This window comes from Patescibacteria group bacterium (assembly GCA_041667185.1).
Taxonomy (GTDB): Bacteria; Patescibacteriota; Patescibacteriia; order SG8-24; family SG8-24; genus JBAYFM01.
The window spans coordinates 31,024-42,871 of record JBAYFM010000008.1; the positions used below are offsets into that span (position 1 = coordinate 31,024).

Here is an 11,848-nt window from a genome sequence, read left to right on the forward strand (position 1 = left end):
CTCCCAAACTTCCACCCTTATGAGCAAAGCCGTGATCCCGACGTTCGAGGAAGAACAAGCGCTCGCAGCGCAGGGTTTTTCGTGCGTCGCGGGGACTGATGAAGTCGGCTGCGGGTGCTGGGCCGGACCGGTCATGGCGGCGGCGGTGATCTTGCCTGTCGGCGTCGAGTTGATGCTGGTGCGCGATTCCAAAGCCCTGTCGCCGGCGCAGCGGGAGCGTTCGGCCGAGGAAATCAAGGCCAAAGCCGCGGCCTGGGCGGTCGGTTCGGCTTCGGTCGAGGAAGTCGATCAGTTGAATATCCGCCGCGCGGCCGCACTCGCCATGACGCGGGCGATCGCGTCCTTGCCGATCCGGCCTGACTACGTCCTGAGCGACGCTTTCCGCATCCCGGGCCTCGACATTCCGCTCAAGAACATCATCCGCGGCGACGCCAAGGTGGTATCGATCGCGGCCGCTTCGATCATCGCCAAGGTCGCGCGCGACCGGCTCATGGACGAGCTGGCCGCGGAACACCCCGGTTACGGTTTCGAGCGGCACAAAGGTTACGGCACCAAAGAGCATCAACAGGCACTGGAGCGCCAGGGTATCTGCCCAATCCATCGGCGGACCTACGCGCCGATCAAGAAATTTTTGGCCAAAACCTGATCTTATGAAGAAACAAGACGATTTGACGACCGTCGCGGAACTTAAGAAATGGGTGCGGCGTTTCCGCGATGACCGCGACTGGCTCCAGTTCCACGATCCGAAGAATCTGGCCGAAGCGATCTCGATCGAAGCGGCGGAACTTCTGGAACTTTTTCTCTGGAAAGAGAAAGCCGAGATCGGACAGTTGATGGACAAGGACGCCGCTTACCGGCTGGCCGTGGAGGAGGAATTGTCGGATATCGTCATGACTTGTCTGAGTTTCGCCAACGCCTCCGGGATCGACGTGGCCGGCGCGCTCGCGGCCAAACTGAAGAAGGCGGAGCAGAAATATCCGGTCGCCAAAGCGCGCGGCAAAGCGACGAAATACGACCGGCTTTGAGCGCTAGCGATCGATCCGACACGAACGGCAGAGCCGGGGTCAGACCCCCGGTTTTTTGTCGCAACCAAGCCCTTGCCCGTACGTCGGCGATGTGTTAAGAAAATCGTGTTCTTTCACAAAACTTCCAAGGAGTGCCGTGATGGCCAAACAGAATATCGGCTCGCTCTACCGTAAATTCGTGGCCCAGCTTCGGGAGATCGCCCTGCTCGCCTCCGCGAACAATATCGCGGAATACGACATGGAGGTCTTCATGCCTCCGGCCGGTGCAGATCACCGGTCCGACGTCATGGCGCTGATCGCCGGGATCGTCCATACGAAGCGGACCTCGGCGGCGTTGTGGCGACGGGGCGAAAAATTGCTCGCGGCCGTCGAGAACGGCCTGCTCAGCGAGACGGAAGCGATCATCGTCCGCCGCACCATGAAGGATCTTGAGCGCGAACGCAAACTTCCGAAGCGCCTGGTCGAGGAGCTGGTCAAGACCACCGGAGCCGCGCACCATGTCTGGATCGAGGCGCGCGAGAAGTCGGATTTCTCGCTGTTCCTGCCGTCGCTTCAGAGGATCGTCGAACTGAAGATCGAGGAAGCCGAAGCGGTCGGCTGCGGCGGATCGCCTTACGACGCCCTGCTCGGCCAGTACGAGCCGGGTATGACCGCCGAAATGGTCGAGGCCGTCCTCAGTCCGCTCTGCGACTTCCTCAAAGTGTTCGTGCGGCGGCTCGGAACCGGCAACGCCCCCAAGGAGCTGAAGATCCGTCTGACGGCCAAACATCAGGCTCGGATCTCCAAGGATCTGGCGAAGCTCATCGGCTTCGATTTTCGCGCCGGCCGCTTGGACGCGAGCGCTCACCCGTTCACTTCCAAAATGCATCCGGGCGATGTCCGCATCACCACGCGCTACGATGAAAGCGACCTGCTTTCGTCGATTTACAGCACGATCCACGAGACCGGCCATGCGCTTTATGATCACGCTTTGCCGTCCGATCAGTTCGGCAATTGCGCCGGCGAAGCGGCCTCGTACGGCATCCACGAGTCGCAATCGCGGCTGTGGGAGAATCTGATCGGTCGCAGCCGCGAGTTCTCGAGATTGCTGGCGGCGTTCATGACCGGGTCCGGCGAGGATTACGAGCTCTGTCTTCCGGATGAGGACAGTTTCTATCGCGCGCTCAACGTCGTGAAGCCGTCGCTCATCCGCACCGAGTCCGACGAGGTCACTTACAACCTCCATGTCGCCCTGCGGTTCGAGATCGAACGCGGTCTCATCGAAGGCCGGATCGCGGCCAAGGATCTGCCGGAGATCTGGAACGCCAAGATTCGCGAGTATCTCGGCGTCGAAGTGCCGAGCGACAGCGTCGGCGTCCTGCAGGACGTTCATTGGTCGGCGGGACTCTTCGGTTATTTCCCGAGTTACGCGCTCGGCAATCTCTACTCCGCTCAGCTGCTCGAGGCTGCGGTGCGCGAGTTGCCGGATCTGTGGTTGCGCGCCAACGGCGAACAATTCACCTGGTTGCGCCTCTGGTTGTACGACAAAGTTTGGCGTCATGGCGGACTGCTGATGCCGGTCGAGATCGTGACCCAAGCCACGGGCGCTCCGCCATCGGCTGACGCTTTCCAGCGCTATCTGGAGCGCAAATTCATTGAGATCTATCAGCTGAAGTAAAACTTGACCCCCTCTTTCGGGAGGGGGTTTTTCTTTGCGCCGCCGCGGCATTTCAGAAATCGCGGACCACAAAGTTATTCGTTTCAATGAACGGCGGGGTCCCGCCCGGAGGCGGGAGAACCGGAGTATATTCCGCGGCCTATGATGCAGTCTGACCGCGAAGCGGGCGGACAGTTACAAATTCGCGGCTAAGGCCGCCACTTCTCGGCGCAACCCGCATGACCGCGGGTTACAAAAAAGCCGCCCGTGTTCGGGCGGCAAGCGATCGTCAGTTGGGACTGCGGATGCTGGCGGCGATGATGTTCGCTTCATCATCCAGCGGGTCCTGGTCCGAAGGCCAGATCGCATTGATCAGGAGGATCATGGATGGAGCGTTCGGATCTAAATGAATGAACGTCTTGCCGGAATTGAGTCCGTCGCCAGAGGTCCAAACGAACTCGAACTCATCTTTGCCGGTCGTGTCGATCAGACCAAGCAATAGACCTTTTTTAGCCCTCATGCTGGCCGCGATTCTTTCAGCCAGATAGTGCAGTTGGGCGTTGCCGATCCAGGGAGCGGTCATGACCGAAATCATGGCCATAGCGGTAGGTTTCACGAGCATGAGCGACCCCTCGGGCGGCCGCTGATAGTCGTCGCCGAAGTCGTCGTCGTCCAGATCGTTGATTTCGAACCAGCCGGGCAGCCGCAGCCAGTGCCAATTCTTGTTCATTTGTCACCTCCGATTTTCCTTAAAGAGCGCCTTGGATCTTCATCCCAGGTGCGGGCACGTTAACATCTTTAACGATCATTTGCCAAGCGCGGCTGTCCGGAGCAGTTGTTCCAGCGCGGCGGCGCTTTTTTCCCAGGAATAGTTTTTTGCGCGGGCGAGGCCGGCGGCTGACAGGGAACGGCGCAGCGCTTCTTCGCGGCGGATGCAATCCATGGCTTCGGCCAGTTCGCTGGCGTTGTAGGGATCGACGAGCAGTCCGGCTGCGCCCACGACTTCGCCGAGCGACGAAGCGAAACTCGCGATGACCGGCGTGCCGCAGGTCATGGCTTCCAGGGGCGGCATGCCGAAACCTTCGTAGAACGACGGATAGACGAGCGCCAGCGCGGCGGCGTAAAGCGCCGGCCGGTCGCGGTCCGGAACGTAGCCGAGGAAGCGGATCCGGTCTTTGGCCGGCGAGGCGGCCGCGCGCCGCAGGATGCCGTCGTAGAGCCAGCCTTTGCCGCCGGCGATGACGAGCTCAGTGTCGCCGCCGAGTTTTTCGAACGCGGCGATGGCGCCGGTGATATTTTTGCGCGGTTCGAGCGTGCTGAAGACTAGAAAGAATTCCCGGTCCAGACCGTAGGTCCGTCTGACCGACTTCACGGCTTCTGCGCCGGCCGGGCGGAATTCCTCGCCGGCCGCGGGACTCACGACGGCGATGCGGTCAGCTGACAGCCCTAGCCAGTCGATGATGTCGGTCTTGGTGTGTTCGGAGACGGCCGCGATGGCCGCGGAGCGGCGGAGCAGTTCGGCCGGTCGGACCAGGTCGTGCCACAGCCGTTGTTTGGCGGAGAAGAATTCCGGATAGCGCACGAACGAGAGATCATGGACCGTGGCCACGAGCGGCAGACGCGTCGCGACGAAATTCAGATTCGGCAGATAAACGATGTCGGCTGGTCCGGCCAGTTCTTCGATGAGCGGTCGGCCGGCGGCGGCGACGCTCAGGTTCAGCAGGCGGTTCGGCCAGGCGTGGAACGAGTGGCGGATGGTCGGTCCGGCAGCCGGGACGTCGGCGGGATAGCGCCGCCCGGACGCGTTGCAGAAGAGGGTGTAGGCCGCGGTCGCGGGGTCGGCGGCGCGATCGAGCAACGCCGAAACCAGCCTGGCCGCGTAGTTGGCCACGCCGCTGCGCTGACCCTCGAGCATGGGGCGGGTATCGATGATCGTTCGCATGGGGTCAGTTTAACACGGACGGCCGCTATCTAGAATAAAAAAAACGGCCCGAAGGGGCCGTTTCTCTGCCATTGGTTAACGGCCATCAGCTGAATGCCACTTGTCGATCTCGGCCTGGATGTAGGCGGAGAGTTTCGATTTGAACAGCTCGGTGTCGAATTTTTGCGCGTGCGCCCGCACCTGGAGCGGGTCGAATTTCTCCGGCGCGAAGCGGATGATCTCGTTGGCCAGTTCTTCCCAGTTCTGTTCTTCGATGAAGCTGCCGCTCACGCCTTCGACGACCGTCTCTTCCGCGCCGCCTTTGCGGTAGGCGATCACCGGGCGTCCCGAGGCCATGGCTTCGACCGCGGTGATGCCGAAATCCTCCTCCTGCGGGTGGAGATAGGCGATGGCCTTGCGGTAGAGGTCGGCTTTCTCTTCTTCGGAAACCTTGCCGACGAATTCGATATTCTTATGCGCCAGGGAGCGCAGCTTGCCGAGTTCCGGTCCGGAACCGAAGATCTTGAGTCTGATACCGAGCTTGTTGAACGCCTGGACGACGATGTCGAAACGCTTGTAGGCGACGAGGCGGCCGCCGGCGACGTAATAATCCTCGGTCCGCGGCGCGATGGAGAATCGCGAAGTCTCGACCGGCGGATGGATGACCACGCTGTCGCGCTGGTAGTACTTGCGGATGCGGCGGCGCACGGTCTCGGAGTTGGCGATGAACCGGTCGACGCGTTCGGCGGCGTGGCGGTCCCAGATGCGCAGCTGCGACAGCAGGTAAGGGACGAAGGCTTTGATGGGTCCCGGCAGGCCGAGTTCTTTGACGTAGGAATGGGTGTCCGACCAGAGATAGCGCGTCGGCGTGTGGCAGTAGCAGAAATGCAGCGCGTCCGGCCGCGTGATCACGCCCTTGGCGAAAGCCGAGGTACTTGAGAGCACGACGTCGTAGCCATTCAGGTCGTAATGTTCGGTCGCGGCCGGCATGAGCGGCATGGACCATTTGTAGTGGCGGAGCGCGAATGGCAGCTTCTGCAGGAAGGAGGTGCGGATGTCCTTGTTGTCGAAAGCGCTGCCGACGCGTTTGGGATCATGGAACAGGGCGTAGGTCGGAGCCTCCGGCCACATCTGCTGGAAAATCTGAAGCACGCGCTCAGCGCCTCCATCTTGGATCAGGTAGTCGTGAACCAGGGCGAACTTCATGGTTGTTTTAATAAGCTCCTTTTCGGCTCAGTACCGCGAGCGGCGTCTTGATCAGGATCGCCAGATCGAGCCAGGGCGACCAGTTCTCGATGTAGTAGGTGTCGAGCCGGACCTCCTCGTCGAAATTCAGGTCCGCGCGGCCCGAGATCTGCGCGAGGCCGGTGATGCCGGGCTTCACGGTGAAGACGCGGCGATGATGATCCTTGTATTTCGCGACCTCTTCGGGCAGGTGCGGGCGCGGGCCGACGAGGCTCATCTTGCCGGTGAAGACGAGGAAGAGTTCCGGCAGTTCGTCGATGGAATATTTCCTGATGAACGTGCCGACGCGGGTGACGCGCGGATCGTCTTTGATCTTCACGAGCGGCCCTTCCTTGCGCGTGTCGCGATCGGCCAGTTCGGTGTAGCGCAGGTTATGGGTGTTGGGCCGCATGGAGCGGAATTTGAAATAGCGGAACGGCCGGCCGTGTTCGCCGACGCGCGTCACGGGCGATCCGTCGTCGAGCCGGCTGAAGAAGACCGGGCCGCGCGAATCGATCGCTACGGCGAGTGCGGCGAGCAGCATGATCGGCGAGGTCAGGATGATGAGGAGGAGCGAACCGATGACGTCGAAGATCCGTTTCAGGACGCGGCCCCAGCCGTCGAGGCGCGTGCCTTTGATCTCGACGATCGGCAGGCCGGCCACGGTCGAGAGTTCCATATTGTGGCTGTGGGTCGCGAGCAGGTCGGCCGAATACTTGAAGGCCAGTTGGCGCGATTCGCAGAAGCCGAGGATGCGGGACAGGTCCTCGCGGCTGAGATCGGGGTTCGTGACGATGACCTCGTCGAGCGCTCCGGTCGCGGCCAGGCCGGCGAGTTCTTTTTCGGCCTCGTCATCGAAGCCGGCGATGGTCTTGATCATCTGGAAACCGAAGGCGGGATTTTTGGCGAAAGCCGCGGTCAGGGTCTTGGTGACGCGCTCGTCGCCGCCGATGACGATCACGCGGCGCACGCCGACGCCGAAGCGGACGAGCAGGCGTTGGAGCAGCCGGATCAGGACGCGGCCCAGGCTCAGGTAGATGAAAGCGACGATCCAGGCCGCGAGGATGATGAAGCGGGAGGAGAAGAGTTCGCGGCGGAAGAAGACGATCACGATGAAGGTCAGGATCGATGCCGAGCTGGCGAAAAAGATGCGCGAAATCTCCATTGTGAGGCGGCGCGGGCCGCGGACGGCGTAGAGTCCGGAGAGTGCCATGAACATCACGAACAGGAGGCCGGCGCCGGCGGCGAGGAGCAGGAAACGGTTCCAGGGCAGGTCGAAAGCGACCGGACGAAGAGCGGCCAGCCAGCCGAAGCGGACGGAGTAGGCGGTGATGGCCGCGAGGAAGACCAATAGGAAATCCAGGGGGACGAGGACGACCGTGAAAGCGAGTTCGCTCTTTTTCATAGGCGTGGGAGTGTTTACCTATATTAGAGCGAATGGCGATTTGAGGCAATATGGCGGAAATAAGCCCGAAACGGCTGCCCAAAAAGACGCAAACGCCGCGTCCTCGTCTGGGGACTTCGCGGTCCGGCAGCCCCGTATTTTTAGGCGTTAAAGATCATTGACAAAATAGCGTTTTTGCGCTAGGTTTTCAGCACAAGTGTTCTTTTTATGGCAGGCCTCAAGTATGCCTAATGACAGGCGTACAGGGGGTAAGCCAAAAACAAGGAGTCAGGTCATGGTCCAGAAGAAGAGTGAGTTCGTCAGTGCCGCCGGCACCACCTTTGAGATCATCCAGAAGCTCTCCGGAGCCGTCCGCGACCTCGGCGGGTCGGATGATCACCTCCGTCGGATCCTCTCCGACGAGGAGCTTCGTCGCGAGATCGCCAAGCTGCTCGTTGCGGGTACTTGTCGCAAAACCCTTGGTGACATGCTCAAGGCCTGCGGCAATGACTGGGCGAACTCCGCCATTACCGAGGAACATTTCCCGGTGAAGCCCGAACTCTTCACTGTGGCCGGCACCAAGGTCTTTCACTTCAACCGAATCATGACCACGAAGGAGGTCGAGGCGGCCATCAGGGCCAAGGGGTACGAGCCAGCCTCGATCGAGACTCTCCTCGCCTACGGCGTGGAGAATCCCAGAGAGCAGCGGAAGCACCCCATCGTCGCCCTCGGCTCCTCCTGGGTGCATCCCGGCGGCAGCCGTGAGGTCCCTTGTCTGTGCGAGTACGACCGCAAGCGGCAACTTCGCCTGTGGTATGCCAACCCCAAGAACTATTGGTGCGAGGACTACTGTTTCCTCGCCTCCCGCAAGTCCAGCATGTTGTTCGTCGCGGACCCCCAGCTCAATGTCTTCGATCAGATGATCGAAGACTGCAAGTTTGTTGATGTCGACCACGACATCAACGAGCAGAACTTTCCACTCGCCGGCCCGGTCGTAGACGTGTCAGACATGCTGCTGGTCAGCCAGAAAGATTTTGGCAGCCAGGGCAAAACCTTCGCTCAGATTAAGACCTTTATCGACAGCGAGGGTTATCGTTGCGCGACTCTAGCCGAGCTGATTGACTACGCTAAGGCGAAGTGGGACGACAAGGATGCAGTCATCGCTCTCGGCTCCTTCTGGGTGGATCAGCATGGTCATCGTGTCGTACCGCGGCTGTATAGGGGTGTTCATGGTCCCGGGCTAGATCTGCTGGATCGTCTTGATGACTTGTCGGGTATTTCATACTCGTTCCTCGTCGTCCGCAAGTAACTCTCGAATCCTTTCGGCCCATACCACGTCGTGGTGCGGGCCGATTTTTTTATACTGATGTTTGCGGCTAAGACGACAACCGGCGGCTACGGCTGCGGACAGTAGAGTCTGGAAAAGATCATTGACAAAATCGCCTATTTATGCGATTGTTTCGGCACAAGTGTTCTTTTCATGACAGTCCCTAGGTTCGTCTGATGTCAGACGTATAAGGGGTAAACCATAAACAAGGAGTCAGGTCATGGTCCAGAAGAAGAGCGAGTCCGTCTTTGCCGTCGGCACCACCTTTGAGATCATCGTGAAGCTCTCCGGAGCCGTCCGCGACCTCGGCGGGTCGGATGATCACCTCCGCCGGATCCTCTCCGATGAGAAGCTCCGTCGCGAGATCGCTGGGCTGCTGGTCGGTAAGTCCCTCGCCGAGATGATCGCCAAGTGCAAGTTCAGCTACGTTAACCCCGTCATCGACGAGCAGAACCTTCTGCTCGCCGGACCGGTCGCGGATATATCGGACATGCTGGTTGTCAGCCAGAAGGATCTTGGCGGTCAGGATATGACCACTGCCGCAGTCGAGGCTGCCATTGACTGTATGGGTTACCGTCCTGCGTCCCTCGTCGAACAGCTCGTCTATGCCAAGGCGAAGTGGAACGGTAAGGACCACGTGAACGCTTGGGTGGAATCGCATAACCAACGCTACATCTCGAGTCTGTCCGGGGATGGCGCCGGCGACCGCGAGTTGACCTTGTTCCGAATCGTATCTGGGTTCTGCTGGTTCGGTGACATTCGTTTTCTCGTCGTTCGCAAGTAATCCAGAGCCTCTCGGCCCGCGTCATGTCATGGCGCGGGCTTTTTTGTTGCGATGTTGTTATGGCCGCATCTTTAGTTGGTCGGACTAGGATGCGATCGGTATTTCAGAACAGGATTCGTCGCCAGCATATTTTTAAAGCCGAGAAATTGATTAAGCTTACGGGCCTGGGAGGTTGACAAAAAGGCTAATTTGAGCTATTATCCAGCGGTCAGGTCGACCGGATGATCGCCCCGCAGTACTGCGGGGAGGAAAGTCTGAACACCTCCCGCATTCATGCGGGAAAAGGGACAATCGCTAACGGCGACCGGGAGCAAGCGTCGGAATTTCTTTTCAATAGCCAATTGGCGAAAGAAGTTTCGCGTCCAAGCCCAGGGAGAGTGCAACAGAAAATACACCGCCTGCGCCCCGTGATGACGAGCGAAAGCGAGTCATTTTACGGGGCTAGAAGCGTCACCGGCGCAAGCTAGTGCCGACAAGGCAAGGTTGAAATCGTGAGGTAAGAGCTCACGCGGGACTGCGGGGCGTGAGCCGTGAAAGCGGCTTTTACGCCCCCACGGACAAGAACCTTCGGGTTCCAATATCTGGCCGCGCGAGCGGCGCCGTGGAAAACCCTGTCCGGTGCAAGAGCAAGTTTGGTAGCTCGCAGGCCGCAGTCGCAAGGTTGCGGCCAAGGCCGCTGGCAACAGCGGTCGCAGAGAGATGATCATCGCCTCGCGGTCAAACGCGGGGTACAAAATTCGGCTTACAGGCCGGCCTGACAAGAAAAACCCTCAAGCAGAGATGCTTGAGGGTTTTTTATCAGATCAGAGATGAACAGCGGTTCAGCCGCGGAGTCCGGCAAAGCGCCGAAGGAGCGGATCGGGATCCCAGGCCTGACGGTTCAGGGCGGTCTCGATCATCTCCTCGCACTCCCAGCTTTCGCCTTTGGACCACAGGTCGCGCAGGAACCGGCTGGCGTCCGAAGACCTGAACCAGGTCTGGCCGTAGCGCAGTTCGAGATGCTCCCGGAGCTGGGCGGCCGCGAGTCGGGCCCGGAGGCGGTCAGCCGAGCCGAAGCCGCGGTCCAGATCCAGGAGATAGAGCTCTCCGTCATGGTTGAGGCCGGTCTGGGAGGACAACAGGTGATGATAGTTGAACTGATTGCGCCAGTTGTCGAGCGGACTCTTCTGCAGCTCCATCGCATAGGCGAATTGGCCGATGTGACGGCGCAGCTGATAGAGGTCCGCCAGTTTCCGACGGCCCGCCACTTCGGCCGCCGCGGCCGCGTCCAGTCCCAGCACCGCCGCGAGCCACTCTTCATTCTGGAGCAGAGACTCCAGCAGGAAGGCGCAGGTCTCGGCGAGAGCGCGGGAGCGTCCGAGGTTGCGGAATTCGAAGGGCAGCCGCGGATCCATGGAAGCGCTGAACCAGGCCTGTCCCGCCTCGTGGAGGAGGGCGGCATAGTCTGCCGCTCCGCCGCGAGGTTTCAGGAACAGGCGGATCTCGGCTGGCGCGTTGCACGCCACGCAGAGGATGCCGTCATCGCTGGCCGGACCAGTCTCGAGTTCCAGCTTGATGTCGGATCCGTCGAGATCCAGGCCGAGGCCGCGGAAGGTCTCCCGCGCGGCCGCGAGCAGCCGTCGCGCCGGGAAGATCCTGTCGAACTCCCGGTTCGCGAGCAGATAGGACTCGTGAGCCCGCGACAGTCCCGGGAATTTCCGTCCCGAGCGCTGCCGCCGGACGAGCCGGCTCATGCCTTCGTCGTAGACGTCCTGGGTCTTTTCGGACACGGTTTTCGCGATCGCGAGCAGATCGTCGTAGCTGACGCGCTTGCGTCCGCTATAGAACTGCAGCTCGGTCGCGAAACCATGGCGGGCGAGCGTCCGGTGGAAACGGTTGTTCCGGTCGACGAGCAGCGGGTTAAGCTTTTCTTCGACGCAACGGACGTAAGCCGACCAGAGCTGTTCGCGCTTGTCGGCGCTGCGTTCCTGGCTCAGCCGGCGCTGGAGATCGGGGAGCGGCGTTTTCGCGCCGTTCACGTTGATCATCGCGCCGCGGATGGCCGTGGCGGCCGCGTCGTCGCAGGGAGCCAGATGTCGGCCGATGAGTCCCTCGAGCAGGAACCAGGCCAGCCGGTCGAAGCGCTCCGGAAATTTCTTGGCCGGCATGCGGCTGAACGACTCGGAAGCTTCCCGCGTCTGTCTGATGTTGCGCGGGGCGAACAGGTTCGCGTACGCCTGAAAGATGGCAACGGTCTGCTGTTCAGTTTTCCGTCCGGAGCCGATGGCCAGGTTCTCGAGACCGAGGTCATAGAGATAGTTGGCGCAGTCTTCCAGGGTCTTCTCGTGTTGCGACGGTTCGTGCGGCTGGAAAGCCAGGCTGCCGCGTTTGGCGGGTTTGCTCTTGGAATTGCGTCCGGCGGCGTTTTGCCGGCGGCTCGCGTAGTACTTGCCGAAACTGATCATGAAACCCTCCCGGGTTGGTGGTGATCGCGCTGTTCATTGGATTGTAAAGATCAACCGGCCATTATAGACCGGTTGATCCCAAATGTCAATCCGCTGTCGGGCG

10 protein-coding genes and 1 other RNA gene are annotated in these 11,848 nt (G+C 60.6%); 6 read left to right on the forward strand and 5 right to left on the reverse strand.

Features of this window, described 5'->3' with window-relative positions; genetic code table 11:
• Positions 1 to 19 precede the first annotated feature (19 nt).
• The 3 genes from WCT10_03635 (at position 20) to WCT10_03645 (ending at position 2,682) form a co-directional block, all read left to right on the forward strand.
• Positions 20 to 646: a ribonuclease HII gene (locus WCT10_03635; GenBank protein ID MFA6603904.1), complete on the forward strand. Its 627-nt coding sequence runs from the start codon at positions 20 to 22 to the stop codon at positions 644 to 646.
• Positions 647 to 650: 4 nt separating this feature from the next.
• A complete protein-coding gene (locus WCT10_03640; GenBank protein MFA6603905.1) occupies positions 651 to 1,025 on the forward strand; it encodes a nucleotide pyrophosphohydrolase in 375 nt (124 codons plus the stop codon).
• A gap of 139 nt (positions 1,026 to 1,164) precedes the next feature.
• A complete protein-coding gene (locus WCT10_03645) occupies positions 1,165 to 2,682 on the forward strand; it encodes a carboxypeptidase M32 (GenBank protein ID MFA6603906.1) in 1,518 nt (505 codons plus the stop codon).
• A 268-nt stretch (positions 2,683 to 2,950) separates the two neighbouring features.
• Here the strand turns inward: WCT10_03645 and WCT10_03650 are convergent, their stop codons facing one another.
• From WCT10_03650 to WCT10_03665, 4 genes are all read right to left on the reverse strand, one after another.
• Positions 2,951 to 3,391: a hypothetical protein gene (locus WCT10_03650; GenBank protein MFA6603907.1), complete on the reverse strand. Its 441-nt coding sequence runs from the start codon at positions 3,389 to 3,391 to the stop codon at positions 2,951 to 2,953.
• A 75-nt stretch (positions 3,392 to 3,466) separates the two neighbouring features.
• The gene (locus WCT10_03655) at positions 3,467 to 4,603 is read right to left on the reverse strand and encodes a glycosyltransferase family 1 protein (protein ID MFA6603908.1); all 1,137 of its coding nucleotides are present in this window, start codon (positions 4,601 to 4,603) and stop codon (positions 3,467 to 3,469) included.
• A 75-nt stretch (positions 4,604 to 4,678) separates the two neighbouring features.
• Positions 4,679 to 5,788, reverse strand: coding sequence for a glycosyltransferase (locus WCT10_03660; protein ID MFA6603909.1), 1,110 nt, complete (start codon positions 5,786 to 5,788; stop codon positions 4,679 to 4,681).
• Positions 5,789 to 5,795: 7 nt separating this feature from the next.
• Positions 5,796 to 7,211 (reverse strand): sugar transferase, encoded by a 1,416-nt coding sequence (locus WCT10_03665; GenBank protein ID MFA6603910.1) that lies wholly within the window; start codon positions 7,209 to 7,211, stop codon positions 5,796 to 5,798.
• 274 nt (positions 7,212 to 7,485) lie between these two features.
• Between WCT10_03665 and WCT10_03670 the strand changes: the two genes are divergently transcribed.
• From WCT10_03670 to rnpB, 3 genes are all read left to right on the forward strand, one after another.
• Positions 7,486 to 8,499, forward strand: coding sequence for a hypothetical protein (locus tag WCT10_03670; protein ID MFA6603911.1), 1,014 nt, complete (start codon positions 7,486 to 7,488; stop codon positions 8,497 to 8,499).
• 238 nt (positions 8,500 to 8,737) lie between these two features.
• Positions 8,738 to 9,301, forward strand: a complete 564-nt coding sequence (locus tag WCT10_03675; protein ID MFA6603912.1) for a hypothetical protein — start codon at positions 8,738 to 8,740, stop codon at positions 9,299 to 9,301.
• A gap of 209 nt (positions 9,302 to 9,510) precedes the next feature.
• Positions 9,511 to 10,062, forward strand: an RNA gene (rnpB, locus tag WCT10_03680) — RNase P RNA component class A.
• A gap of 60 nt (positions 10,063 to 10,122) precedes the next feature.
• On the opposite strand, the gene WCT10_03685 is transcribed toward rnpB, so the two are convergent.
• Positions 10,123 to 11,745: a hypothetical protein gene (locus WCT10_03685; protein ID MFA6603913.1), complete on the reverse strand. Its 1,623-nt coding sequence runs from the start codon at positions 11,743 to 11,745 to the stop codon at positions 10,123 to 10,125.
• Positions 11,746 to 11,848 lie beyond the last annotated feature (103 nt).

Coding starts and splice junctions, on each gene's coding strand:
- WCT10_03635 (MFA6603904.1), top strand. CDS start 20: ATGAGCAAAGCCGTGATCCCGACGTTCGAGGAAGAACAAGCGCTCGCA.
- WCT10_03640 (MFA6603905.1), top strand. CDS start 651: ATGAAGAAACAAGACGATTTGACGACCGTCGCGGAACTTAAGAAATGG.
- WCT10_03645 (MFA6603906.1), top strand. CDS start 1,165: ATGGCCAAACAGAATATCGGCTCGCTCTACCGTAAATTCGTGGCCCAG.
- WCT10_03650 (MFA6603907.1), bottom strand. CDS start 3,391: ATGAACAAGAATTGGCACTGGCTGCGGCTGCCCGGCTGGTTCGAAATC.
- WCT10_03655 (MFA6603908.1), bottom strand. CDS start 4,603: ATGCGAACGATCATCGATACCCGCCCCATGCTCGAGGGTCAGCGCAGC.
- WCT10_03660 (MFA6603909.1), bottom strand. CDS start 5,788: ATGAAGTTCGCCCTGGTTCACGACTACCTGATCCAAGATGGAGGCGCT.
- WCT10_03665 (MFA6603910.1), bottom strand. CDS start 7,211: ATGAAAAAGAGCGAACTCGCTTTCACGGTCGTCCTCGTCCCCCTGGAT.
- WCT10_03670 (MFA6603911.1), top strand. CDS start 7,486: ATGGTCCAGAAGAAGAGTGAGTTCGTCAGTGCCGCCGGCACCACCTTT.
- WCT10_03675 (MFA6603912.1), top strand. CDS start 8,738: ATGGTCCAGAAGAAGAGCGAGTCCGTCTTTGCCGTCGGCACCACCTTT.
- WCT10_03685 (MFA6603913.1), bottom strand. CDS start 11,745: ATGATCAGTTTCGGCAAGTACTACGCGAGCCGCCGGCAAAACGCCGCC.